The sequence below is a fragment of the Polynucleobacter asymbioticus QLW-P1DMWA-1 genome (genome assembly GCF_000016345.1).
Lineage (GTDB): Bacteria > Pseudomonadota > Gammaproteobacteria > Burkholderiales > Burkholderiaceae > Polynucleobacter > Polynucleobacter asymbioticus.
In genome coordinates, this window is record NC_009379.1 from 800699 (window position 1) to 826643 (window position 25945).

The 25945-nt window shown below is 44.6% G+C and carries 26 protein-coding genes and 1 tRNA gene; 22 read left to right on the top strand and 5 right to left on the bottom strand.

Annotated features, from left to right (window positions below):
- Positions 1-15 precede the first annotated feature (15 nt).
- The 11 genes from soxB (at position 16) to PNUC_RS04250 (ending at position 9688) form a co-directional block, all read left to right on the top strand.
- Positions 16-1746 carry a thiosulfohydrolase SoxB gene (gene soxB / locus PNUC_RS04200; RefSeq protein ID WP_011902650.1) on the top strand — a complete coding sequence of 577 codons (1731 nt, stop codon included), beginning with the start codon at positions 16-18 and terminating at the stop codon, positions 1744-1746.
- A gap of 24 nt (positions 1747-1770) precedes the next feature.
- Entirely contained in the window at positions 1771-2208 is a 438-nt protein-coding gene (locus PNUC_RS04205) for a DsrE family protein (protein WP_011902651.1), read from the top strand.
- A gap of 165 nt (positions 2209-2373) precedes the next feature.
- Entirely contained in the window at positions 2374-3177 is an 804-nt protein-coding gene (locus PNUC_RS04210) for an MBL fold metallo-hydrolase (protein ID WP_223245950.1), read from the top strand.
- Between the two features lie 59 nt (positions 3178-3236).
- Positions 3237-3554: a hypothetical protein gene (locus tag PNUC_RS04215; RefSeq protein ID WP_011902653.1), complete on the top strand. Its 318-nt coding sequence runs from the start codon at positions 3237-3239 to the stop codon at positions 3552-3554.
- A 19-nt stretch (positions 3555-3573) separates the two neighbouring features.
- Positions 3574-4695, top strand: coding sequence for a YeeE/YedE family protein (locus PNUC_RS04220; RefSeq protein ID WP_011902654.1), 1122 nt, complete (start codon positions 3574-3576; stop codon positions 4693-4695).
- A gap of 25 nt (positions 4696-4720) precedes the next feature.
- A complete protein-coding gene (locus PNUC_RS04225; protein ID WP_011902655.1) occupies positions 4721-5158 on the top strand; it encodes a YeeE/YedE family protein in 438 nt (145 codons plus the stop codon).
- 1 nt (position 5159) lies between these two features.
- Positions 5160-5606, top strand: coding sequence for a YeeE/YedE family protein (locus PNUC_RS04230; RefSeq protein ID WP_011902656.1), 447 nt, complete (start codon positions 5160-5162; stop codon positions 5604-5606).
- Positions 5607-5617: 11 nt separating this feature from the next.
- Positions 5618-6001 (top strand): TIGR01244 family sulfur transferase, encoded by a 384-nt coding sequence (locus tag PNUC_RS04235; RefSeq protein ID WP_011902657.1) that lies wholly within the window; start codon positions 5618-5620, stop codon positions 5999-6001.
- 20 nt (positions 6002-6021) lie between these two features.
- Entirely contained in the window at positions 6022-6441 is a 420-nt protein-coding gene (locus PNUC_RS04240; RefSeq protein WP_011902658.1) for an acyl-CoA thioesterase, read from the top strand.
- 9 nt (positions 6442-6450) lie between these two features.
- On the top strand, positions 6451-7548 hold the full coding sequence (gene mnmH, locus PNUC_RS04245; RefSeq protein ID WP_011902659.1) for a tRNA 2-selenouridine(34) synthase MnmH: 1098 nt from the start codon (positions 6451-6453) through the stop codon (positions 7546-7548).
- 130 nt (positions 7549-7678) lie between these two features.
- Positions 7679-9688, top strand: a complete 2010-nt coding sequence (locus PNUC_RS04250; RefSeq protein WP_011902660.1) for a c-type cytochrome — start codon at positions 7679-7681, stop codon at positions 9686-9688.
- Between the two features lie 86 nt (positions 9689-9774).
- Here PNUC_RS04250 and PNUC_RS04255 read toward each other — a convergent pair whose 3' ends face one another.
- Complete coding sequence (locus tag PNUC_RS04255) at positions 9775-10953, bottom strand: acyl-CoA dehydrogenase (RefSeq protein WP_011902661.1); 1179 nt, start codon at positions 10951-10953, stop codon at positions 9775-9777.
- 94 nt (positions 10954-11047) lie between these two features.
- Here PNUC_RS04255 and PNUC_RS04260 point away from each other — a divergent pair, with 94 nt between their 5' ends.
- Positions 11048-11758, top strand: coding sequence for a queuosine precursor transporter (locus tag PNUC_RS04260; protein WP_011902662.1), 711 nt, complete (start codon positions 11048-11050; stop codon positions 11756-11758).
- Between the two features lie 110 nt (positions 11759-11868).
- A complete protein-coding gene (locus PNUC_RS04265; RefSeq protein ID WP_071540364.1) occupies positions 11869-13476 on the top strand; it encodes an ABC-F family ATPase in 1608 nt (535 codons plus the stop codon).
- Positions 13477-13515: 39 nt separating this feature from the next.
- Here PNUC_RS04265 and PNUC_RS04270 read toward each other — a convergent pair whose 3' ends face one another.
- The 4 genes from PNUC_RS04270 to PNUC_RS04285 are packed head-to-tail and all read right to left on the bottom strand — an operon-like array spanning position 13516 to position 17011.
- Positions 13516-13779, bottom strand: a complete 264-nt coding sequence (locus PNUC_RS04270; RefSeq protein ID WP_011902664.1) for a DUF1289 domain-containing protein — start codon at positions 13777-13779, stop codon at positions 13516-13518.
- Complete coding sequence (locus PNUC_RS04275; RefSeq protein ID WP_011902665.1) at positions 13776-14948, bottom strand: GNAT family N-acetyltransferase; 1173 nt, start codon at positions 14946-14948, stop codon at positions 13776-13778. Before PNUC_RS04275 ends, PNUC_RS04270 begins: the two co-directional genes overlap by 4 nt.
- A gap of 2 nt (positions 14949-14950) precedes the next feature.
- Positions 14951-15337 carry a lactoylglutathione lyase gene (gene gloA, locus PNUC_RS04280; RefSeq protein WP_011902666.1) on the bottom strand — a complete coding sequence of 129 codons (387 nt, stop codon included), beginning with the start codon at positions 15335-15337 and terminating at the stop codon, positions 14951-14953.
- 3 nt (positions 15338-15340) lie between these two features.
- Positions 15341-17011 carry an electron transfer flavoprotein-ubiquinone oxidoreductase gene (locus PNUC_RS04285; RefSeq protein WP_011902667.1) on the bottom strand — a complete coding sequence of 557 codons (1671 nt, stop codon included), beginning with the start codon at positions 17009-17011 and terminating at the stop codon, positions 15341-15343.
- Positions 17012-17167: 156 nt separating this feature from the next.
- Between PNUC_RS04285 and PNUC_RS04290 the strand changes: the two genes are divergently transcribed.
- From PNUC_RS04290 to rplT, 9 genes are all read left to right on the top strand, one after another.
- Entirely contained in the window at positions 17168-17869 is a 702-nt protein-coding gene (locus PNUC_RS04290; protein ID WP_011902668.1) for a CoA transferase subunit A, read from the top strand.
- A gap of 38 nt (positions 17870-17907) precedes the next feature.
- Entirely contained in the window at positions 17908-18558 is a 651-nt protein-coding gene (locus PNUC_RS04295; RefSeq protein WP_011902669.1) for a CoA transferase subunit B, read from the top strand.
- A 34-nt stretch (positions 18559-18592) separates the two neighbouring features.
- A complete protein-coding gene (locus PNUC_RS11185) occupies positions 18593-20473 on the top strand; it encodes an alpha/beta fold hydrolase (protein ID WP_011902670.1) in 1881 nt (626 codons plus the stop codon).
- 9 nt (positions 20474-20482) lie between these two features.
- Complete coding sequence (locus PNUC_RS04305) at positions 20483-22513, top strand: RelA/SpoT family protein (RefSeq protein WP_011902671.1); 2031 nt, start codon at positions 20483-20485, stop codon at positions 22511-22513.
- 18 nt (positions 22514-22531) lie between these two features.
- Positions 22532-22608, top strand: a tRNA-Val gene (locus tag PNUC_RS04310).
- Between the two features lie 98 nt (positions 22609-22706).
- Entirely contained in the window at positions 22707-24629 is a 1923-nt protein-coding gene (thrS, locus tag PNUC_RS04315) for a threonine--tRNA ligase (RefSeq protein WP_011902672.1), read from the top strand.
- Positions 24630-24671: 42 nt separating this feature from the next.
- Complete coding sequence (gene infC, locus PNUC_RS04320; RefSeq protein ID WP_174249837.1) at positions 24672-25196, top strand: translation initiation factor IF-3; 525 nt, start codon at positions 24672-24674, stop codon at positions 25194-25196.
- A 140-nt stretch (positions 25197-25336) separates the two neighbouring features.
- Positions 25337-25534, top strand: a complete 198-nt coding sequence (rpmI, locus tag PNUC_RS04325; protein ID WP_011902674.1) for a 50S ribosomal protein L35 — start codon at positions 25337-25339, stop codon at positions 25532-25534.
- Positions 25535-25559: 25 nt separating this feature from the next.
- Positions 25560-25925: a 50S ribosomal protein L20 gene (gene rplT, locus PNUC_RS04330; RefSeq protein WP_011902675.1), complete on the top strand. Its 366-nt coding sequence runs from the start codon at positions 25560-25562 to the stop codon at positions 25923-25925.
- Positions 25926-25945: the final 20 nt, after the last annotated feature.

The window sequence follows — 25945 nt, forward strand, 5'->3', positions numbered from 1 at the left end:
CATAGAAGGAATCTTATGTCATTAAGTCGTCGCGATTTTTTGCAAGCTTTAGCTATAGCATCTGCAGGAGGGATGAGCCTCCAATCTAATTTTGTAAGCGCTCAAAGTAATGCGCAAAAATTTTATGATTTGCCTAAATTTGGTAACGTCCATTTTTTGCATTTCACAGACTGCCATGCTCAGTTATTGCCAATTTACTTCCGTGAACCTAATGTAAATATTGGGATTGGTTCGCAAGAAGGCAAAACACCGCACCTAGTAGGCGAATACTTTTTAAAGGCAAATGGTATTGCCCCGGACACTCGTGATGCGCACGCTTTTACATACTTAGACTATGTCGCTGCAGCACAGAATTACGGCAAGATGGGTGGCTTTGCTCACATGGCAACCCTCATTAAACAAATGAAGGCAAATCGCCCTGGTGCGTTATTGCTTGATGGAGGAGATACTTGGCAGGGATCAGGTACAGCCCTCTGGACTAATGGCCAGGATATGGTTGATGCAGCACTTGCATTGGGTGTTGACGTAATGACGCCTCACTGGGAAATGACTCTGGGTGAAAAGCGTGTAATGGAGATCGTAAACGGCGATTTCAAAGGTAAAGTTTCGTTTATTGCGCAAAATATTAAGACGGCAGATTTTGGCGATTCTGTTTTTAATCCATATGTTATGAAAGTACAAAATGGCATTCAAGTTGCCATTATTGGACAGGCATTCCCCTATACCCCAATTGCAAACCCCCGTTACTTCACGCCTGATTGGACCTTTGGTATTCAGGAAGAAAATCTTCAAAAAACAATCAATGAGGTTAAAGCTAAGGGCGCTAAAGTAGTCGTCTTGCTTTCTCACAATGGTATGGATGTTGATTTGAAGATGGCTTCCCGTGTGAGTGGTTTAGATGCAATTATGGGCGGCCATACTCATGACGGCGTTCCTATCCCAGTAAAGGTTAAGAATTCTGGAGGTGTAACCCTAGTTACTAATGCTGGCTCTAACAGTAAGTTCTTGGGTGTTTTAGATTTTGATGTGAAGGGTGGCAAGGCTGTAGATTTCCGCTATAAACTTTTCCCTATCTTCTCAAACATGATTCCTGCCGATCCAGCAATGAATAAGTTGATAGCAAAGGTCAGGGCACCTTATGAAACTAAGCTAAATGAGAAATTAGCAACTACCGAAGGTCTTCTGTATCGTCGCGGTAACTTTAATGGTAGTTTTGATCAACTGATTCTTGATGGTCTGATGTCTCAGAAGAATGCTGAGATTGCCTTCTCTCCAGGATTCCGCTGGGGAACAAGTCTATTGCCAGGTCAAGCCATTACACGTGAAAACCTGTTAGATCAAACAGCCATTACTTACCCGTACACCACTGTTACTAATATGACTGGTGAAACCATTAAAACTATCCTAGAAGATGTGGCGGATAACTTATTCAACCCAGATCCTTACTATCAACAAGGAGGTGATATGGTGCGCGTAGGGGGTATGCAATACACCATCGATCCAGTCCAGAGCGCTGGAAATCGCATCTCGGATATGCGTTTAAATGGCAAATCTATTGAAGCTAGCAAGACATATAAGGTTGCCGGTTGGGCGCCTGTAAGTGAAGAGGCTAAAAACGCTGGTGGTGAGCCAATTTGGGATGTGATTGAACGTCACCTAAAAGATGTGAAGGTTGTCAAAGCAGTGAAACTCAATGAGCCCGTTGTTAAAGGGGTTGCTAACAACCCTGGTATGGCTCCTATTTAAACCCCTTATTTGAAGGTCAATGAGATGAAAAAACTCATCAACTTATTTCTTGCCACCATACTGACTTTTGGTCTTGGTTCAATGGCATTTGCACAGCACACAGGCGCAACAAAAGTGGTTTATCACATTGATGATGCTGAATCACAAGGTCTAAAGGGGTTGCGTAATATTCGTAACCATTTGGATACGGCCCCTGATACCACCATCATTGTCGTCACCCATGCCAATGGCGTTGATTTATTGATGGAAGGTGCTAAAGACAAGAAAAATAATATCGAGTACGCACCACTGATTGGGGCATTGAAGTCTCGTGGCGTCAAATTTGAAGTATGTGAAATTACTTTAAAAAATCGCAATCTTAAGAAAGATCAATTTATTCTCGATGCTGATTTCACTCCATCAGGTGTTGTTCGTGTTGCGGACTTGCAATACAAGGATGGCTTTGCTTATATCAAGCCATAACGATTAACCGAAATGATTGGTTTATTACGAAATTCGATAGGGGTCCTGATTGGATCCCTATTCTTTTTTGGGTCCACCTTTGCCCAGATAGCCGCTCCTGACAATATATTACTTAGGCCAATTCAAGTTGCACCACACACCTATTTTGTACAGGGGCGCCCTGAAATGGGAAGTAGTGCAAATCAAAACTTTATATCTAATGCTGGTTTTGTAGTCACCCCCGGCGGTGTAGTGGTGGTGGATGCTTTGGGCTCGCCCATTCTTGCGCAAAAGCTAATTGCTGAAATTAAGAAGGTCACGAATCAAAAAGTCGTTGCAGTCATCGTAAGCCACTATCACGCAGACCATGTTTATGGATTGCAGGAATTTAAAAAAATCGGTGCAACGATTTATGCCCAAGGCGAGGGTAGAAATTACCTTTCTTCTGAAACAGCAAAGCAACGATTAATCGCGTCACGAATTGATTTTTCACCTTGGGTAAATGCCAACACAAAATTAATTTCAGCCGATGTTTGGATCGATCAAAAGACTAAATTGACTATTGGTGGAATAGATTTTTACATCACCCGTGTTGGTCCAGCTCACGCTCCTGAAGATTTGATGGTGTATGTGCCCTCAGAAAAAGTACTCTTTGCTGGAGATTTGGTATTTCGGGGTCGCATTCCTTTTGTGGGTAATGCAGATAGCAAGGGGTGGCTACACGCATTGGATGAAATCGAGCAACTTAAGCCTAATATTGTTATTCCGGGTCACGGAGCTTATTCAGTCAATCCAGCCCAAGATATTGCATTTACTCGAAGCTACCTCAAGTATTTACGAGAATCGATGACGCCCGCAGCAATTAATATGGATCCTTTTGAAGAGGCCTATAAGCAGGCCGACTGGTCTGAATATGAAGGTATGCCTTTATTTAGAGCGGCTAATCGCATGAATGCCTATAACGTTTATTTATCGATTCAGGCGGAATAAGGTGAAATTAGTCACTTGGCTCTAAAATAGTGGTTTATGCCATAAATCACTGATTTGTAATGAAATTCACCGCATTTACTCGTACGTCATTTGCCTTAGCCATGTTTGGCTTCAGTGTGAGCTCTTTTGCGACCGCGAATCTTGAAAATGGCAAAGAAATTGACCAACATAAGTGTTATTCCTGTCATTCAAAGAAAACTGCCTTTGGTAATGGGGATGCGATTTATACAAGATCTGACAGCAAGGTGAATTCCTTAGCAAAGCTGAAATCGATGGTTGAGCGCTGCAACACTGAGTTACGTCTTGATCTTTTCCCTGAAGATGAGGCTGACGTCACTGCTTATTTGAATAAGCAATTTTATAAATTCAAGCCTTAATTTTCTGAATCTAATTACTATGGAAGTCCTTGATATCCACTCTTTAGGAAAAGCAGTTCTTTGGACAACTTTTGCTATTACTTTTGCACTTGGTATGGTGATGCAAAAAACGGGTTTTTGCACCATGGGTGCCATCTCCGATGTTTTTATTATTTCCAGCTGGAATCGATTAAGGCAGTGGTTCCTAGCGATTGGAGTGGCCATTCTTGGTTTTACATTCTTGGCTCACTTAGGTTTGATTGATTCTTTGAAGACGATCTACACAAGCAATAAGTTTTTGTGGCTCTCAACGATTGTAGGAAGTATTTTATTTGGCATGGGTATGGTGCTTGCATCTGGCTGTGGTAGCAAGACCCTGGTGCGTATTGGCGGCGGCAATTTAAAGTCAGTGATTGTCTTTATGGTTTTGGGTTTAACTGCATACATGACTTTGCGAGGATTTTTAGGTGTTATTCGGATCAATACTTTAGACACTGTATTTATCACATTCGCTTCACCACAAGATTTGCCCAGCCTACTTTCAGCACCACTTGGCATGGCGAGAGCAAATTTGCATTTAGCGCTTGGCTTGATTATTGGAATTGCATTTATTGCGTATGCTTTAGCGGATAAAGCATTTAGAACTGCAGAAAATATTTTTGCTGGTATTTCGGTCGGTCTTGCCATTACTGCCGTTTGGTGGGTATCAGGCAGCCTTGGACACCTTGCCGAGGATCCAAATACGCTTGAGGAAGTATTTTTACTCACTAATTCCGGGAAGATGGAGAGTCTTTCATTTGTTGCACCATATGCTTATTCTTTGGATTGGTTAATGATGTATAGCGATACCTCTAAAGTACTTACGATTGGCATTGTTGCGGTTGTCGGGATGATTTTGGGATCTGCAGTCGTTGCAGTCATGACTAAATCTTTTCGTTGGGAATCATTTCATAATTCAGAAGATACGGCTAATCATTTGGTTGGAGCAGCCCTGATGGGCTTTGGTGGTGTCACTGCGTTAGGATGTACAGTGGGTCAAGGTTTAAGTGGCATATCTACTCTAGCCCTAGGTTCTTTATTGGCGTTACCAGGATTTATTTTTGGTGGTTATTTAGGTGTACGCTATCTACAGATGCGTTTAGCACCCAATCCTTGCAGTTAACGACAAAGAGACTGGAAAACAAGTAATGCAAATCGACTGGCTTTCGTTTACACCCATTCCATCCTTACTTGGTGGAATGATGCTAGGTGTAGCAGCGGCGCTTTATGTAGTACTTCATGGCCGAATCTTAGGAATCAGCGGTATTGTTTCTGGCTTGATCCATCCCAAAGCAGGGGACATCACGTGGCGGCTTAGCTTAGTGCTTGGATTATTGTCTGCCCCTTTTTTGGCGGCCTTAATTTTTGATATTCGCCCCATTATTCAGATTGATACAGAGTGGCTTGGAATCATAACAGCCGGTTTACTGGTTGGCTTTGGCGTTCAATATGGCTCAGGTTGTACTAGTGGTCATGGTATTTGTGGTTTATCCAGACTGTCACCACGTTCTTTGGTTGCAACTCTGACGTTTATGGGCGCAGGCTTTATAACGGTGTTCGTTTTGCGTCATTTGATCGGAGCCTGAGATGAGAAAACATTTTGGACTCGTTAGCCAGTACGCAATTGGTGTCTTATTTGGCTGGGGATTAATTATTTCCGGGATGAGCAATCCCAAAAAGGTCTTAGGCTTTCTTGATATCGCTGGATCTTGGGATCCTTCTCTGATATTTGTGATGGTTGGCGCAATCCTGGTTGGTTTAGGTGGCTTTTATGTTGTAAGCAAAAGAAGTGAAGCCTTTTTCGGGGGTGCTTTGCATGTTCCTACTAGGCGTGATATTACTAAGCCATTAGTTATTGGCAGCTTTGTTTTTGGTATTGGCTGGGGAATAGCAGGTATTTGTCCTGGACCAGCTATTGTTGCCTTGGGTGCTGGTTATTTAAAGGCTTTTGTATTTATCGTGGCGATGCTGGTGGGAATGAAAGTATGTGAGCGATTCTTTAGTGCCCATAAGCAAAAACCAAAACAAGCATAATTTAGAATCAAATGAAATTTATCAAAAATTTATTTAAAACAGAGGGTGTGATGAGTCTTCCAATTTCTTGCCATAATGCACAATTCGGTACTCTTGGCCAAATCGAGCCAATTCATTTAGCAGAGATTGCTAAACAAGGCTATAAAAGTGTCATTAATAATCGTCCAGACGGTGAGGGTGGCCCTGATCAGCCAAAGAATGCTGATATACAGGCTGAAGCAGAAAAGCTAGGCTTAAATTACGCATACTTGCCGGTAGTCTCTGGCGCTATTACGCCTGAGCAAGTAATTGAGATGGCGCGTTTATTGGCAACAATGCCCGAACCAGTACTGGCATTCTGCCGCTCTGGAGCACGGTCAACTAATTTGTATCAACTTGCATTGCAAGTTAGATAAGTCCGCCACACATACTCTTCATGCGCATTGATATACCTTCGGAGCGCAAGCTCGTTCATGAGATGATCACCCCCATTCGTTGGGGTGATATGGATGCATATGGCCATGTTAATAATACGATTTACTTTCGTTATATGGAGCAGGCGCGAGTAGAGTGGATTACTTCCTTGGGCTATCAAGTAGCTCCTGGCAGAAATTCTATGTTGATGATGAACGGTTTTTGTAACTTCTACAAACAGCTTTCTTATCCTGGAGAGCTCATTCTCAAAACTTCTATTGGCGCTATCGGGCGAACTAGTATGGATGTCTACACCAGTATGGCCTTGACGACTGACCCAGAGACAGAAGCAGCTATTGGAGGTGCAACTATGGTCTGGGTAGATCTGACTACCAATAAGTCCGCGCCTTGGCCAGACGATATCTTGCAGAAGTTACGCTAGTCTGGCAGCATGCAACCTAGTAATCCCCATATTCTTAAATTAGATCAATTTCTTACAGAGTTAAATCAGTTTGATCTTGTGATTGATGTGAGATCACCTGCAGAATTTGCGTTAGACCATATTCCTGGAGCGGTAAATTATCCCGTTCTGAGCAATGAAGAGCGCATCCAAATCGGTACCTTGTATAAACAAGTCTCACCGTTTGCCGCTAAAAAACTGGGTGCCGCATTGGTCTCTCGCAATATTGCCAATCATCTGGAAAATCACTTACTAGACTTGCCACGTGAATGGCGCCCATTAATTTATTGCTGGCGCGGCGGCGAGAGAAGTGGTGCCTTTACCCATATTCTCAATCGGATAGGTTGGAAGGCCAAACAGCTCGAAGGTGGCTATCAAGGTTTTAGGCGGACAGTGATTGATGGTCTGGAAGAAGCTGCTAAGCAATATACATTTTTGGTTGTATGTGGAATGACGGGTAGCGGTAAGACGAGAATTTTGCAAGAGGCTCAGAAGCTAGGCGCGCAAGTTTTGGACCTTGAAGCCCTGGCAATTCATCGGGGTTCAGTGCTGGGTAATGAGCCCAATATTGAGCAGCCCTCACAAAAAGCCTTTGAAACAGAGCTATGGAATGCTTTCCGTACTTTAGATCCTAGCAAGACTGTATTGGTTGAGTCTGAAAGCAAGAAGGTTGGGGGTGTACATATCCCCGACGCATTGATGGAAAAAATTCGCAATGGCGCCTGCATTGAGTTGAGGTCTAGTACTCAGACGCGGGTATCGTGGTTGATTCGTGAGTACCATCATTTTTTGAGTGATACCGATAATTTCAAAGCCAAATTAGCTTTGCTCACAGCGCATTACGGAAAAGTACAAATTGCTAAATGGAATGAAGCAATTGATGCAGGTCATTTTCCAGAATTAGTTGAGGAGTTGTTGGTCAAGCACTATGACCCGTCTTATCAATCATCTATTGTGCGTAACTTTCCTCAATACAAAATTGAGAACTTTGTGCAGCTAGAAAATGATGGTGATGAGGCCTTTGCTAAAGCAGCGAAGGTAATTGTGATGCGCATTGACTCCCCCATATGTAACCTGAAATCAGTTTGATCTATATCAAGTTCGCCTAGCATTTTGAAATGTAGGGGCAAATGATGATTTATATCAAGGTCAGCATTCGGGATTCCCCCATACTGACAATGCGCTGTTATCGCATTGTTACTTAGGGTATGAATATTTCATGAATTGGTTATTAAGGGCTATCTATTTTATTTTTGCGGCGTATAGCTTAAGCGTAGGTGCTGTAGAGAATTCTGGCGACATCATCAAGAGGGGTGAATATCTTTCTCACCTTGGTGATTGTGTTGCATGCCATACCAATAAAGATGGAAAGCCGATGGCCGGTGGGTTGGAGTTGAAGACCCCTTTTGGCGCACTCTATTCGACCAATATTACGCCCGATGAAAAGACCGGCATAGGTCGATATACCTTTGAACAATTTGATAGGGCAATGCGCAAAGGTGTGGCAGCTGATGGGCATAATCTATATCCAGCAATGCCTTATCCATCCTATTCGAAGATGACTACTGATGATATGCATGCTCTTTATCAGTATTTGATGTTTGGAGTTGCACCAGTCGAGCAAAAAAACATTCCAAGTCAAATGAAATGGCCTTACAACATGCGTTGGGGCCTGAGCTTTTGGAATATTCTCTTTGGTGGTAGTAAGCCATACATTCAGGATTCTGCACAATCATCGCAATGGAATCGCGGCGCATATATTGTTCAGGGTATGGGGCATTGTGGATCCTGCCATACCCCCCGCGGTCTTTTATTTCAAGAGAAGGCCATGAGCCAGGACGGCTCCAATGGTAAATATTTCCTTTCAGGATCGACAGTTGATAGCTGGCATGCAGTCAATTTACGAAATCTTTGGACGGCACCAGAAATTGTTACTTTCTTAAAAACAGGAAAGAATCAACATGCGACTGCTTACGGAACGATGACAGAGGTCATTGGCTTAAGTACTCAGCATTTCACAGATGAAGATTTAATGGCTATGGCTATCTATTTAAAATCTCTGAGTAATGAATCTGATGCGCAGATGCAGCCCATTCTTGCTGTTGAGAAGTCTCAGTTGTATAAGACTAAAAATGGACTTTCTTATTACCAGTTTTGCTCTACGTGCCATTTGAGCGATGGTAAGGGTGTTCCAAAAGTATTTCCGCCATTGGCTGGGAATAAGTCAATTCTTTCAGATGATCCTACGTCTGTAATTCATGTGGTGTTAAGTGGCTGGCGTTCAACCGAAACAAAAACAAATCATCGAATTGTGGGAATGCCAGAATATGGCTCTTTAGATGATGCGGAGTTAGCAGGAATTATTTCCTTTATTCGATCATCCTGGGGTAATAGCGCACCTGCGGTTACACCAAATCAAGTGAAGGCTGTACGCGATCAGCTTCAACTCGAGATTGCCACAAAATCAAAATTTGTTACCCCTCGCTTTTCTAAGATGCTTGATAAAACCAATTCAAGTCAACTAGTCTATGGAATGCGTCTAATGTCAGAGACGGGCGTATTGTTACCAGATCATGTGGGCAATAGTTTGAATTGCAGTAGTTGCCATACCAATGCAGGAACCGTAGCTAATGCTTCCCCGTATATTGGCGTTGCCGCTCAATTTCCCGCTTATGCTCCACGTGCAGGCAAGGTAATTGATCTTGAAGATCGAATCAACGGCTGCTTCAAGCGCTCAATGAATGGAAAAGCGCTTGCAAAAGATTCGAATGAAATGAAGGCGATGATTGCTTATATGAACTGGGTTAATGGCCCATATCAGAAGGGTGATCAGATTCCTGGTCGTGGAGTTGGAAAGATTGATAAAGCTTTAATGCCCAATGTTGATAATGGAAAAGTGGTGTACCAAGCGCAATGTGCTGTATGTCATGGCAATAATGGTGAAGGCGTGAAGAAGGCAGATGGACGCTATGCTTTTCCTATGGTTTGGGGTGATGAATCCTTTAACTTAGGGGCTGGCATGGCTCGTACATATACAGCTGCAGCATTTATTAAGCAAAATATGCCTATGGGTCACAACACGAAATTTCCGCTTGGTCAGGGTGGCAGCTTGACAGACCAGGAGGCAGTAGACGTTGCTGAATATTTCTCACACATGGGTAGACCAGACTTTACTGATAAGAGTAAAGATTGGCCAAATGGCGAGAAACCTAAGGATGCAAGGTATTAATTACCCATACTTATCTTTAAAGCTTTCCAATAAAAAAGCACCCCTCTGAGGGTGCTTTTTAGTATGTCATTACCTTAGTTGTCTTGCTAGCTAAAAGCCTGAATGCCAGTTTGCGCGCGACCTAGAATCAAGGCGTGTATGTCATGAGTGCCTTCGTAGGTATTCACTACTTCCAGATTCATCATGTGACGCGCCACACCATACTCATCAGAGATGCCATTGCCACCGTGCATATCTCGTGCCATCCGGGCAATATCCAGAGACTTGCCACAAGAATTGCGTTTCATGATCGAGGTAATTTCTGGAGCTGCGATACCTTCATCTTTCATGCGACCCAAGCGCAGGCAGCCCTGTAAACCCAATGCAATTTCAGTTTGCATATCAGCCAGCTTCTTTTGAATTAGCTGATTGGCAGCCAAAGGCTTACCAAATTGTTTGCGATCTAAGGTGTACTGGCGGGCAGCATGCCAGCACCACTCAGCAGCACCTAATGCCCCCCATGAAATGCCATAACGAGCAGAGTTCAGGCAGGTGAAAGGGCCTTTGAGGCCAGTCACTTCTGGGAATTCATTTTCATCCGGTACAAATACTTCATCCATCACGATTTCACCGGTGATCGAGGCACGTAAACCCAGCTTACCGCTGATCTTGGGGGCGCTTAAGCCTTTCATTCCTTTTTCTAGGATGTAGCCACGAATAATGCCCTCATCATTTTTTGCCCACACTACAAAAACATCTGCGATAGGTGCGTTTGAGATCCACATCTTCGAACCAGTGAGAGAAAAGCCGCCAGGAACTTTCTTAGCGCGCGTGATCATGCCGCCAGCATCAGAGCCATAGTTGGGTTCAGTTAATCCAAAACAACCAATCCATTCGCCGCTGGCTAATTTGGGAAGATATTTCTGCTTTTGCGCTTCAGTACCAAAATCATTAATGGGTACCATCACTAGTGAAGATTGCACGCTCATCATGGAGCGATAGCCAGAATCCACGCGTTCAATTTCACGTGCGATGAGTCCGTAAGAAACGTAATTTAAATTAGATCCACCGTACTGTTCTGGGATGGTCACACCCAAAAGACCGAGCTCACCCATTTCACGAAAGATCGCTGGATCAGTGGTTTCATTGCGGTAAGCCTCTTGAATACGGGGCATCAAACGGCCCTGGGCATATTCAGCAGCTGCATCACGAATCATGCGCTCCTCCTCGCTTAACTGAGTATCGAGGAGGAGGGGGTCTGCCCAATTGAAGCTGGCTTTGCTCATGGTATTAGTCGTCCTATTGTTTAATTTTTCCTGCTTCCTGCGTATTTTCAGGAATGCGGATATTCTTCTTTCTATTATCCATTTTTCTGAGCTTATGGACTCTCCAAGACGTCACCATCGTTATTACGACCTTATTTTGGCTGCCTTTGTGGTGGTTCTCCTGTGCTCGAACTTTATTGGCGCCGGAAAAGCCGCAGTAGTGACCTTGCCTTATTTTGGGACAGTCCCTTTTGGCGGCGGCATCTTATTCTTTCCGATTTCCTATTTCTTTGGGGATATCCTCACCGAGGTATACGGATACGCATATGATCGACGCGCGGTTTGGGCTGGTTTTGCTGCCTTAGTGTTTGCTGCCATCATGGCGCAAATTGTGATCACGTTACCGGTGGCTCCTGGCGAGTACATGGCGAACTATCAACAGGGTTTAGAAACTGTCTTTGGTAATTCATGGCGAATTGCTTTGGCATCTATGTTTTCTTTCTGGTGTGGCAGTTTTGTAAATAGCTATGTATTGGCCAAGATGAAAATTTGGACTCAAGGCCGCTATTTGTGGATGCGCACGATTGGCTCAACAGCAGTAGGGGAGCTCGTAGATTCCTCCTTCTTTTATATGCTCGCTTTCTATGGCTTGTGGCCAACAGACGAAGTGATTCAGGTGGCTTTAGCCCAATATGCCCTGAAAACAGCCTGGGAAGTCTTGGCAACGCCTTTAACCTATTGGGTCGTGAATTTCCTTAAACGTAAGGAAAATGAGGATCACTACGATATTCATACGAATTTCACCCCATTTAGGGTCAAAGTCTGATTAGTTCTCAATTTCAGACTTTTCCTGCTCTAAACCGTTAAAATAACGGTCTTTGCCCCCGGTCTAGGGGGTATCTGTTGAATTGAATTTCAGAAAGCTAGAAAACATCCGTGCTGTCCGCATCTAATATCACTATGCAGTTTGGGGCAAAACCCCTGTTTGAAAATATTTCCGTCAAGTTTGGCGGCGGCAATCGTTATGGCCTGATCGGCGCTAATGGTTGCGGTAAATCGACCTTCATGAAAATTTTGGGTGGTGAGTTAGAACCAACCAGCGGGAACATCAGTCTAGACCCAGGCGTTCGTTTGGGTAAGCTGCGCCAAGATCAATTTGCATACGAAGATGTGCGTGTACTTGATGTGGTGATGATGGGCCACGAAGAAATGTGGAAGGCCGCTGCTGAGCGGGATGCTATCTATGCCAATCCAGATGCTACTGATGAAGATTACATGAAAGCTGCAGAGCTTGAGGGTAAGTACGCCGAGTACGGCGGCTATACCGCTGAAGCAAAAGCGGGTGAGTTGTTATTAGGTATTGGTATTCCCATTGAACAACACAATGGCCCCATGAGTAACGTTGCTCCGGGTTGGAAGTTACGTGTGTTGCTAGCACAGGCTTTGTTCTCTGATCCTGACGTCTTACTCTTAGATGAGCCAACCAATAACTTGGATATTCACTCCATTCATTGGCTTGAAGATATTCTTAATGATATTAAGAGCACCATCATCATTATTTCCCATGATCGCCACTTCCTCAATGAAGTCTGCACCCATATGGCTGATATGGACTACGGCACATTGAAAGTCTATCCAGGAAATTACGATTCTTACATGCTTGCTTCTGTACAGGCACGTACGCAGCAACTGAGCTCTAATGTAAAAGCCAAAGAGAAAATTGCTGAATTAGCGGCTTTCGTAGCTCGCTTCTCTGCAAATGCTTCTAAGGCACGTCAAGCAACTTCACGCCAACGTCAGTTAGAGAAAATCGAAATCGTTGAAGTAAAACCTTCTTCACGTCAAAACCCATTTATTCGTTTTGATACAGAGAAGAAATTACATAACATGGCGGTGGAGTGCAACGCACTGACTAAAGCCTATGACCGTGTGATCTTTAAAAACTTTAAACTTGGTGTTCGTGCCGGTGAAAAAATTGCCATCATTGGTCAGAATGGTGCAGGCAAGACAACACTCCTGAAAACTATTCTCAGCAAACGCTTTGATGGTATTGCTGCAGATAGTGGTGATGTGAAGTGGGCTGAGAATGCCAACGTTGGCGTCATGCCGCAAGACAATACTGAGATGTTTGCAAAAGACGAATTGCTCATGGATTGGATGAATTGGTGGCGCAACACTGGTGATGACGATCAAGTAATCCGTGGCACCTTGGGGCGCCTCTTGTTCTCTGGTGATGACATTGGCAAGTCAGTCAAGGTTCTTTCTGGCGGAGAAAAGGGCCGTATGATTTGGGGCAAACTCATGCTTCAAAAATATAACGTGCTTGCAATGGATGAGCCAACCAATCACATGGACATGGAATCGATTGAGAGTTTGCAGATTGCTCTTGAGAAATTTGACGGCACTTTAATCTTCGTTTCTCATGACCGCGAGTTCGTTTCTGCCTTGGCCAACCGTATCCTCGAAGTCAAGATGGATGGCACTGTAGTGGATTACTCTGGGACTTATGAGGAGTATCTGCGTAGCCAGGCACTGGCTGGATAAAGCGGTTGCAGCAAATCAGTCAGCATAAAAATAAGCCCTTTAAATGGGCTTATTTTCTTTTGCCTGTCGTTGGAAGCGGGTGGCAGTCCCTTCTGCTCTGATGCGTTTCCAAACAGACATTTTTTCTTCATCAGATAAAAAGACCCAGTTACTCACTTCACCTAAGGTGCGGCCGCAACCCTGGCAAATCTCATCATAGAGGGTAGTGCATACGCCGATGCATGGTGAATCAGATTCATCATCCCCTGTAGAAAGGGAATGTGAGCCATCTTGCGATTGAGGTTTAGTGCTTCCAGAATTCATGTGGGTACTTTAGTCGATTTCAGCGGACTATGCTCGGCGAGCTCATCAACGTAGGCCCCAATGCCTTGGTGTTCGCGTTGCAAGAAGTGTTCAATTGCCTTTGAAAATCTGGGGTCTTTAATGTAATGGGCTGATTGAATAGTGGTGGGTAAAAATCCACGCGCCATCTTATGCTCGCCTTGAGCGCCACCCTCAAAAGTCTGAATCCCCTCCTTAATGCAATACTCGATGGCTTGGTAGTATGCGGTCTCGAAGTGTAAGCAAGGAACACGTTCAAGAGCACCCCAATACCTTCCATAGGCTTTCGATGATTCGCGATCTACTACGATCAAGGATGCAGCAATTGAAATGCCATCTCGTTGAGCCAAGATCAGATGTAAATTTTCTGGCATCTGCCGTACCCACAACTTAAAGAATGCTTCGCTGAGATAAGGGCTAGACTGATGCTCAAGATAAGTATTCTGATAACAATCAAAAAAGAATTCCCAATCTTCATCGGTAGAGGCTTTGCCGGACACATGTTTAAACGAGATAGCTTCTCTTGCTACCTGCTCACGCTCGCGGCGAATATTTTTACGGCGCTTCATGGTGAGAGCCGCCAAAAATTGTTCAAAATTTTGAAAGCCTTGGTTATGCCAATGAAACTGTACGGAGTCTCTTAATAAGAAGCCATGCCCCTTTAGTTGCTCTACCTCCCCAGTTGTTGGAAATAGAACATGTGCAGAGGACAGATCATTCTCTATTAGCAATGATTTAAGACCTTTAATTAATGCATTCTGAATTTCAGCTTTATTTAAACCAGCAAGGAATAGAATGCGTGAACCCTGGACAGGTGTAAATGGAATTGCGCCAAGAATCTTGGGGTAGTAATTCAAGCCTTGCTGTTCGTAGGCTTGTGCCCAAGACCAATCAAAGACAAATTCACCGTAGGAGTGTTGCTTTAAGTACAAAGGCATTGCACCTACTAGTTGGTTTGCTTTTTTTAATACCAGATGGGCAGCTTGCCACCCAGTATTACCGCCAACACATCCAGTTTTCTCGAGTGCGCTTAAAAATTCATACTTTAGAAAAGGGCCCGAGTCAGGGCCAAGTAAAGCATTCCAGTCAGCGGCAGTTACATCCGATAGATGATCAAGGATTTCTAAATGGAACTGCTCAGAATCTGTCACTATTAGCGCTGAATTAATTCAATTTTATAACCATCAGGGTCGGTTACAAAGGCAATGATGGTATCTCCACCGGCAACGGGACCGGCCTCACGAGTGACATTGCCACCTGCCGCTTTAATTTTGTCGCAAGCAGCATAAGCATCATGAACGCCAATTGCAATATGTCCGTAAGCCGTTCCCAAGTCATAGGAATGAACACCATGGTTATAGGTCAGCTCAAGCTCTGATTGTCCATCAGCATTTCCTTTGCCAAAGCCCACAAAGACTAGTGAGTATTTTTGTTCCGGCCTTTCGGTAGTTCGCAAAATATTCATGCCCAACACTTTAGTATAAAAATGAACGGAGCGATCTAAGTCGCCAACACGAAGCATGGTGTGCAGAATCATCATTATTTACATTGAGGCGTAGTTAGGACCGCCGCTTCCTTCTGGTGTTACCCAAACAATATTTTGAGTGGGATCTTTAATGTCACAGGTTTTGCAGTGAACACAGTTTTGAGAATTAATTTGTAAACGGGGCTTGCCATCAGTTTCTACGTATTCATAAACACCAGCTGGGCAATAGCGTTGCTCTGGGCCAGCATATTTAGCTAGATTTATATCCACCGGAACCGCATCGTTTTTTAAAGTCAGATGAATGGGTTGGTTCTCAGCATGGTTGGTATTGGAAATAAATACCGAAGACAGTCGATCAAAAGTCAGCTTACCATCAGGCTTTGGATATTCAATAGGCTGATGTTGGGCAGCCGGCTCTAAGCATTCATGGTCTGCATGTTTAAGATGCACAGTCCACGGCATATTGCCGCCCAACAGTTTTTGCTCTAAGCCAACCATGAGCGTGCCTACATATAAGCCTTTAGACATCCATGGCTTAAAGTTGCGTGCCTGATTGAGTTCGGTATAGAGCCAGCTATTTTGGAAGGCAGTAGGGTAGGACGCTAAAACATCAGCAGAGCGATTTTCATTCAAGGCAGCAACTGCAGCTTCTGCAGCAAGCATGCCAGTTTTAATTGCAGCATGACTTCCTTTAATGCGTGAAGCATTCAAAAAGCCTGCATCACAACCAATCAAAGCCCCGCCTGGAAATACTGTTTTTGGTAGGCTATTTAATCCGCCCGCAGTAAGTGCTCGTGCACCATAAGCAATCCGCTTACCACCCTCAAATGTTTCGCGAATCTTGGGATGCAATTTGTAACGTTGGAATTCTTCAAATGGAGAAAGGTATGGGTTCTTGTAAGACAAGCCAACCACCAAGCCTACAGCTACCTTGTTATCGCCTAAGTGATACAAAAAGGAGCCACCATAGGTATCACTTTCTAAAGGCCAGCCAGCGGTATGAACTACCAGGCCAGGCTTGCTCTTGGAGGGTTCTACCTCCCAAAGCTCTTTAATGCCAATACCGTAGCTTTGGGGATCAGCATCTTTATCCAATGCAAATTTTTCAATCAACTGCTTGCCTAGGTGGCCGCGGGCACCCTCAGCAAAGAGAGTGTACTTAGCTCGTAATTCCATGCCTAACTGAAATTGATCAGTAGGGTTACCTTCTTTATCCAGGCCCATGGATCCGGTAATCACGCCAGACACTGCGCCTTGCTCGTTATATAAAATTTCTGCAGCTGGAAATCCAGGAAATATTTCTACGCCCAGACTCTCAGCTTGCGCGCCGAGCCAACGAGTGACGTTGGCAAGACTGACAATATAGTTGCCTTCATTCTTAAAACAGTGGGGCAGCATCCAATTTGGAACTTGATACGAATTATCTGACGTTAAGAATAGAAATTGATCTTGGTTAACTTCGGTATCCAGAGGCGCACCCATTTCTTTCCAATTAGGAAAGAGTTCAGTTAATGCCTTGGGATCCATCACTGCCCCAGACAAAATATGAGCGCCGATTTCAGAACCTTTTTCGAGAACGCAGACGCTAATATCTTTCCCTGTAGAGCTTGCCAGTTGTTTCGCTTTAATCGCCGCCGAAAGACCTGCAGGACCACCCCCAACAATGACTAGGTCATAGTCCATCGACTCCCTTGGTCCGAATTGCTCTACTAGTTCTATAGCGTTCATTCAAATTTCCTGAAATTTCTTAAAAATAGGCTTTTTAGCCCTATTAGTTTAGTTCGAATAGCTAAAAACCAACTTTGTGCCGAGCCTCTATGGGCTTGAGGGTCGGAGGCGTTATGATTGCTTTTTTACCCTTTTTGGCAATATTAGGACAAAGTTATGAATAAAACCTACCCATCGGCAGCGGATGCTTTGCGGGATATCTTAAAAGATGGACAAAAACTAGGTGTTGGTGGTTTTGGTCTATGTGGTATTCCTGAGGCTTTAATTGAGGCAGTCAAAGACCTGGGTGCGCAAAATTTGACTGCGGTTTCTAATAATGCTGGCGTCGATGGCTTTGGCTTAGGTCTTTTATTGAATTCTCGTCAAGTCAAAAAGATGGTTGCATCTTATGTTGGTGAAAACAAGGAATTTGAAAGACAGTATTTGGCTGGTGAGTTGGAGTTGGAATTCACGCCACAAGGCACATTGGCAGAAAAGTTGCGCGCTGGTGGTTGCGGTATCCCGGCGTTTTACACAAAGACCGGTGTTGGCACATTAGTTGCCGAAGGTAAAGAGGTAAAAGAATTTGATGGCGAGAAATATATTATGGAGCGCTCAATCGTCACGGATATTTCTCTAGTGAAGGCTTGGAAAGCAGATCGTTCTGGTAATTTAGTTTATCGACATACAGCGCGCAATTTCAACCCAGTAGTCGCAATGGCTGGCAAGATCACCGTAGCAGAAGTTGAAGAGATTGTAGAGAATGGCGAGTTGGATCCAGCAGAGATCCACACTCCTGGCATTTATGTGCAGCGTTTAGTGATTAACGATAAGCCAGAAAAGCGCATTGAGCAGCGCACTATGTCAGCAACCGTTTAAATAAATAGAATACTTAAAAGAAATTTAGGAAGATCAATATGCCTTGGACTAGAGATGAAATGGCGGCACGTGCTGCTCAAGAATTACGGGATGGTTACTATGTTAATTTGGGAATCGGTATTCCTACTTTGGTAGCCAATCATGTACCTGCAGGCATTGAGGTATGGCTCCAATCTGAAAATGGATTGCTAGGCATTGGACCATTTCCAACAGAAGATCAAATTGATGCTGACTTGATTAATGCAGGTAAGCAAACTATCACCACCTTGCCAGGCTCATCTATTTTTTCTTCGGCGGATGCTTTCGGTATGATCCGCGGCGGCAAAATTAATATTGCTTTCTTGGGTGCAATGCAGGTGAGTGAGCATGGGGACATTGCTAACTGGATGATTCCTGGGAAGATGGTGAAGGGCATGGGTGGTGCCATGGATCTGGTGGCTGGCGTTAAACACGTCGTTGTTCTGATGGAGCATGTGGCCAAAAAGAAAGATGGAACAGAAGACATCAAAATTTTGCCTAAGTGCACCTTGCCTTTGACAGGTGTTGGTGTCATTAGTCAGATCATTACTGACCTATGTGTTTTAGACGTCACTCCCAAGGGTTTGAAGTTAACAGAATTAGCCCCAGGCGTGACCAAGGAAGAAGTGATTGCTAAAACTGGCGCCCCTGTTGATACAACGGGTTTCTAACCAGCATCCTCAATTAATGGAATAATGGGTTCACATGTCGGGTTCCCATCATTTCCATTCGCATTCAAAACCAATAAAGCCTCATAGTCAATCTGGGGTAGATCCTTCTTTGCATGCCCATAAAAAGGGTGATGCTCGGCATTCCCACACCAAACAAGTCTCTAATCAGAATTTAATTCTTATTGCACTTGTCCTGACATTAGGATTTTCAGGTGTTGAAGGTGCCGCCGCTTATTTTGCTAATTCATTGGCGTTGATCTCTGATGCCGGTCATATGGTGACGGATGCTGCTGCCTTAGGTCTAGCACTTCTAGCGCAAATTATTGCTCGTCGTCCACCATCACCAAGGCATTCATTTGGGTTTGGTAGAGCAGAAGCATTAGCGGCATTTGTTAACAGTATTGCAATGCTCGCATTGGTACTGTGGATTGTGATTGAAGCGATTAGTCGTTTTGCTAATCCGCACAAGGTCGATGGCTTAACCGTCACCGTTGTAGCTGCGATTGGCCTCTTGATGAATGTTGTAGTGGCATGGGTCCTTTCACGCGACACGAAGAGTGTGAATACTCGTGCAGCTCTAGTCCATGTCATGGGCGACTTATTAGGATCAGTGGCGGCGTTGATAGCTGGTATTGTTATTCAGCTCACTGGCTGGATGCCAATTGATGCGATTCTTTCCATCTTGGTTTCACTTCTCATCCTTAAATCGACTATCTCGATCTTGCATGAGTCTTATCACTTCCTCATGGAGGGTGTGCCTTTGCACATTGATTACTTGGCAGTCGGTCGAGATTTAAAAGCAGTTCCCGGAGTTTTGGCGGTTCATGATTTACATGTCTGGGAGATGACCCCTAGCTTTCCCGCACTCATTGGGCACATTGAAATTAGCGACATGCAAGAGTGGCCATCCATTATGGCTAAGATCAATGCCATGCTGTTAGATAAACATGGAATTGATCACGTTACTTTGCAACCTGAAGAGGTTGGCCAAGACGAACATGATCATGAGCATGACGATCATGGTCTTAATACAGAAGAAAAACCAACTACTTTTCTCCATCAGGGTGATACCTTTTATGTTCAGTGCTCTTCAGGTGAGTCTGAGCATCGCATGGCTTACCACGTATGGGGCGACCCTACTAATCCAAAGGTATTGCTTTGCGTACACGGCTTAACTCGTCGCGGTAGTGATTTCAAAACATTGGCACAGGCAATGTGTAAAGACTATTACGTAGTGTGTCCCGATATCGTGGGCAGGGGTGAGTCTGATCGCTTAAGCAACCCAATGCTATATGCGGTGCCTCAGTATGTGGCTAACATAGCCCAACTTATTAAAAAACTTGGGGTTTCTCAAGTCGATTGGTTGGGCACTTCGATGGGTGGATTAATTGGTATGGTTTACGCCGCTATGCCAAATTGTCCAATTCAAAAGATGCTGATCAATGATGTTGGCCCTAGGATTGAACCTGAAGCATTAAAGCGCTTAGGTTCTTATGTTGGCCAACCCTTCGTTTTTGGGAATCGTGCTGATGCATTAGAGCGCCTCAATAAGATATGCGCGTCATTTGGCGAGCATACCCCTCAAGAGTGGGAGATTTATAACGGACCAATGTTGATTCAAAAGGATGAGCAGTGGATCATGCACTACGATCCCAATATCTCCGTACCCTTTGCCTCAGTGAATCCTATTATGGCCAAGGCGGGGGAGATGGCGATGTGGCATGCCTTTAAACAAATTCGCATTCCAATGTTGATCGTTCGCGGGGGTGACTCTGATTTGCTATCTGCAGCTACGGTTGCCGAAATGTGCAAAATAAATCCCTATGCAAGAAGTATTGAAATCCCACATGTTGGCCATGCGCCTGCATTCGTTAAACCAGAACAGATTGCTTTAGCAAAAGAATTTTTCAGTTAATTTTTGCCAATGGCAAATACACCAAGTCAATCAGACAAAACCGCGATATTTAAAGATGCATGGTTTGGCGAGCCAGCAGAGAGTCATGCGGCTGCCGTAACAAAGATACTGCAATCCTTAAATCTGGATGAAGCCACGCTTATTGCAGCCAGCAATATCGCTAGGACTCATGGCAAAGAAGCTCTGACTAAATTGATTGGTGATGAGCCAGCTAAGCTCTTAATAGGGTATAGAGGGCTTCGTCAAGCCCAAGCAAAATTGGTTCGTGATGATGGTGGCTTGAGTGTTTCTGGACAAGAAGAAATGCTCCGCAAGATGCTCCTGGCCTTTGGCGATGATCTACGAGTGGTATTAATTTACCTAGCCTCCCGTTTGGAAACTCTTCGCTGGGTGACACAAGAAAAAATGGCAATGTCAGTCACATGGGCACAAGAGATATTAAATATCGATGCCTCATTGGCTAATCGTCTCGGTATATGGCAGATGAAATGGGAGATGGAGGATTTGGCTTTTCGAGCCCTATCTCCAGAAACTTATCGCGAGATTGCCAATATGCTTGATGCCAAACGAATCGAGCGACAAGCATTCATCGAGCGAATTGTTGTACAGCTTCAGGAAGAAATTAAAACTGCGCGTATCGATGGTGAGGTGCTAGGTCGACCAAAGCATATTTATAGTATTTGGAAAAAGATGCAAGGCAAGTCACTCGACTTTGCCAATCTATACGATGTTAGGGCGTTTCGGGTTCTGGTAGAGGACGTAAAAACTTGCTATGCCGTTTTAGGCATCGTCCATAACATTTGGCAGCCAGTACCACGTGAGTTTGACGACTATATTGCTCGACCTAAGCCCAATGGTTATCAATCCCTTCATACCGTAGTCATGAATGAGGATGGAGCAGCCTTTGAAATCCAGATTCGTACCCACGAAATGCATCAACAAGCTGAGTATGGATTAGCGGCGCATTGGCGCTACAAAGAGGGCGCTTACACTGGTATGGCAACACCAGCCAATCCTGCCAAAACAAATAAACCCAACGTCAGTCATCAGCAAGGCACTCATAGCGCAGAAGTGGCTTATGAACGTCAGATTGCCTGGGCGAGACAGCTGATCTCCTGGAAAGAAGATGCTTGGGAGCAACTCAAGCACCATGAGATTGATGACCATATTTATGTGCTTACCCCGCTGGGCAAAGTAATCTCATTAGAAAAGGGCTCTACACCAATTGATTTTGCTTATGCTGTACATACCAATCTTGGACATCGTTGTCGTGGCGCGCGTGTAGATGGAGCTATGGTTCCTCTTGAGACTGCACTACAAAATGGGCAGACAGTAGAGATCATTGCCGTGAAACACGGTGGCCCATCACGCGATTGGATTAGTCCTGATAAAAATTATTTGCGCTCTCAACGAGCACGTCAAAGAGTGCGCGCTTGGTTTAATGCGCTTGATGATGAAGAGGGCGGCTTAGTAGCAAAGACTTCCGACAAGACGGATATAAGTGCCGAGCAAAAGCCTACACCATCTGCACCCGAAATCGTATTACGCAACAGCAGTCGCAAGATTGGACAAGGTGGCGATGTTTTGGTGGTTGGGGTTGATTCTCTATTGACGCAATTAGCGCGATGCTGTCGGCCAGTGCCTCCAGATGCTATTGGTGGGTTTGTCACTCAGGGCAGAGGCGTATCCATTCATCGACGCTCTTGCAAGACCTTTAGGGGGCTCTTGGAAAGAGCTCCTGAGCGAGTGATTCAAACAGCTTGGACTGCATCAGCTGCTGACCCCGTAGTAAATTCAGAGCAAAAGCGAGTGTTCCCTGCGGATTTGGTCGTTTCTGGGGTGGATAGACCTGAATTAATGAGGGAGTTGTTTGAAATTCTGACCAGGCAAGGTGTTCATGTCATTGATCTTCGAAAATCAGCTAAAAAAGGCTTGGCCCAGATCCTGTTGACTGTGGAAATTAAGGATTCTGAAGTACTTCGTGTGGTTCAAAATAGCCTGGAAGAGGTGAAAGGCGTCACCCAAGTGCGTCGCCGGTGATAAACTCTATGGCTGTATAGGCTCGTAGCTCAGCTGGTTAGAGCACCACCTTGACATGGTGGGGGTCGTTGGTTCGAGTCCAATCGAGCCTACCAACGAATAGGACCCAAAGCGCGGTTGCCCAAAAGCTGCCGCGCTTTATTTTTAGGTCACCGAAGTAAAACGGATGTTCAGTAAATAAGATGGAGTTGTTATGCCAGTAGTTACTCTGCCAGATGGATCTAAACGTGAATATGAGGCACCAGTTCGCGTAGCGGATGTCGCCCAAAGCATTGGTAGCGGCTTAGCAAAAGCAGCCTTAGGTGGCATCGTTGACGGCCAGATGGTCGATACCAGTTTTGTTATCGACAAAGATAGCCATCTAGCCATCATTACTGACAAAAGCCCAGAAGCCTTAGAGATTGTTCGACACTCCACGGCGCATTTGTTGGCATATGCCGTTAAGGAATTATTTCCAGAGGCGCAGGTCACGATTGGCCCTGTTATCGAAAACGGTTTTTACTATGATTTTTCTTATCATCGCCCATTTACACCAGATGATTTAGTTGCTTTAGAAAAGAAAATGACTGAGCTCGCTAAAAAAGATGAGCCAGTAGTTCGCACTGTCATGCCGCGTGATGAGGCTGTTGAGTTTTTCAAGCAGCAAGGCGAGAACTACAAAGCAGAGCTTATTGCCAGCATTCCTCAGGGCGAAGATGTTTCTTTATATGCTGAAGGTAAGTTTACCGATTTATGTCGTGGACCTCATGTTCCATCCACTGGTAAGTTGAAGGTATTTAAGCTTATGAAGCTTGCTGGCGCTTACTGGCGTGGTGATAGCAAGAATGAAATGTTGCAGCGTATTTATGGCACTGCATGGCTGCGTAAAGAAGATCAAGATGCTTACTTGCATATGCTTGAAGAGTCCGAGAAGCGTGATCACCGTCGCTTAGGTAAGCAGCTCGATTTATTCCACTTCCAAGAAGAAGCGCCAGGATTGATTTTCTGGCATCCAAAAGGTTGGTCGATCTGGCAAGAAGTGGAGCAATACATGCGCCGCGTTTACCAGAACGAAGGCTATCAAGAAGTGAAGGCGCCACAAATTTTAGATCGTGGGCTTTGGGAAAAATCTGGTCACTGGGATAACTATAAAGAAAATATGTTTACCACTGAGTCAGAAAATCGTGCTTACGCATTAAAGCCGATGAACTGTCCAGGCCATGTACAGATTTATAACTCTGGTTTGCATAGCTATCGCGAATTGCCTTTACGCTTTGGTGAATTTGGTCAATGTCACCGCAATGAACCATCAGGCGCATTGCATGGTTTGATGCGCGTACGTGGCTTTACGCAAGATGATGGTCATATTTTCTGTACAGAAGATCAGATTCAGTCCGAAGTTGCCGCGTTTGATAAAGCAGTGCGTGCTGTTTACCAAGATTTTGGTTTTACTGAGGTTGCTGTAAAGCTCGCTTTACGTCCTGCTAAACGTGTAGGGGATGATGCTATTTGGGATAAAGCAGAGGATGCCTTGCGCGGTGCCCTCAAAGCTTCTGGTCAAGAATGGGAAGAATTGCCAGGAGAGGGTGCTTTTTATGGCCCTAAGATCGAATACCACCTCAAGGACTCTATTGGGCGGACTTGGCAATGCGGCACGATTCAGGTCGATTTCTCAATGCCTGCCCGTTTAGGGGCTGAATATGTAGCTGAGGACAATAGCCGTAAGACTCCGGTGATGCTCCATAGGGCAATTGTGGGTTCTTTAGAGCGATTTATCGGTATTTTGATTGAAAATCACGCTGGAAATATGCCAGTTTGGCTTGCTCCTACCCAGGCTGTAGTCCTTAATATCTCAGGAAATTCTGCTGCATATGCACAAAAAGTGCAGCAATCGCTGAAAAAACAAGGGTTTAGAGTGGAGTCTGATTTGCGGAATGAGAAAATTACGTATAAAATACGCGAGCACGCATTACAGAAGATCCCATTTTTGCTAGTTGTTGGTGATAAAGAATCAGAAAGTAATACGGTGGCCGTTCGTGCCCGTGGCGGAGTGGATTTAGGTGTAATGCCTCTTGATGCCTTCGTTGCCCGACTCCAGCAGGATATATCCCAAAAAGTCGGACCCGAGCCTAGCTAGGGTTAGAACGGTTTTTATTGTTTTTTTTAAGGAATTAAGAAGATCGCTACTGAAAAATTGCAGCGCATTAACCGGGAAATTACTGCTCCTGAAGTGCGTTTGATTGGAATTGATGGAGAGCCCATCGGTGTAGTTAAGTTGAGTGAAGCCTTGGCTTTAGCAGAAGAGAAAGAAACCGATTTGGTTGAAATTGCTCCTACTGCTGTGCCACCTGTAGTCCGCATCATGGACTTCGGCAAATTCAAATACCAAGAAGCTAAGCGGATGCATGAAGCTAAGCTGAAGCAAAAAGTGATTCAGGTGAAGGAAGTTAAATTCCGTCCCGGCACTGATGATGGTGACTACGGCGTGAAGCTACGCAATTTAATCCGCTTTTTGGAAGATGGCGATAAGACAAAGATTACGCTGCGTTTTCGGGGTCGTGAAATGGCCCACCAAGAAATCGGAGTCAGAATGTTGGAGCGTTTGAAGTTGGATCTCGTTGAATACGGCCAAGTCGAACAGTTTCCAAAGATGGAAGGCCGCCAGATGGTGATGGTATTGGCCCCCATCCGTAAGGCTAAGTAACTAGGTTCTACCTGGTTCTTATGTAGGGAGGTGTCCGAAGTGAATAACTAAGGACGCTGGGAGTTTGAAGTGCTTCTGGGTACAGGAAGAGTAACCGTCGGTTACCACCTATGTTGCACAAGTAATTGAAGGGGTGCTTTATGCCCAAGATGAAGAGCAAGAGTAGCGCAAAAAAGCGCTTCACGGTTCGCGCAGGCGGAACGATTAAACGAGGACAGGCTTTTAAACGCCACATCCTCACCAAGAAGACCACAAAGAATAAGCGTCACCTACGTGGTTCCACAGAAGTTGCGAAAGCTGACGTTAAGTCAATTCGCTCCATGCTTCCATACGCTTAACCTCAGACTAGATTAGGAGAATTAAATGCCAAGAGTCAAACGTGGGGTTACAGCAAGAGCCCGTCATAAGAAAATCACCGATGCCGCTACAGGTTACCGTGGCCGTCGTAAGAACGTATTCCGTATTGCTAAGCAAGCCGTTATGCGTGCTGGTCAATATGCATATCGTGACCGTCGCAACAAGAAACGTGTATTCCGCGCATTGTGGATTGCTCGTATCAATGCGGCAGTTCGTCAGCATGACATGACCTATAGCGTATTCATGAATGGTATGAAGAAAGCTGCGATCGAACTCGACCGCAAAGTGCTTTCTGATATGGCCATTGCTGACAAAGCGGCTTTTGCTGCTTTGGTTACTCGGATCAAATCCGTAGTAAACGCTGCAGCTTAATCTTAGTTTTTTAAAACTAA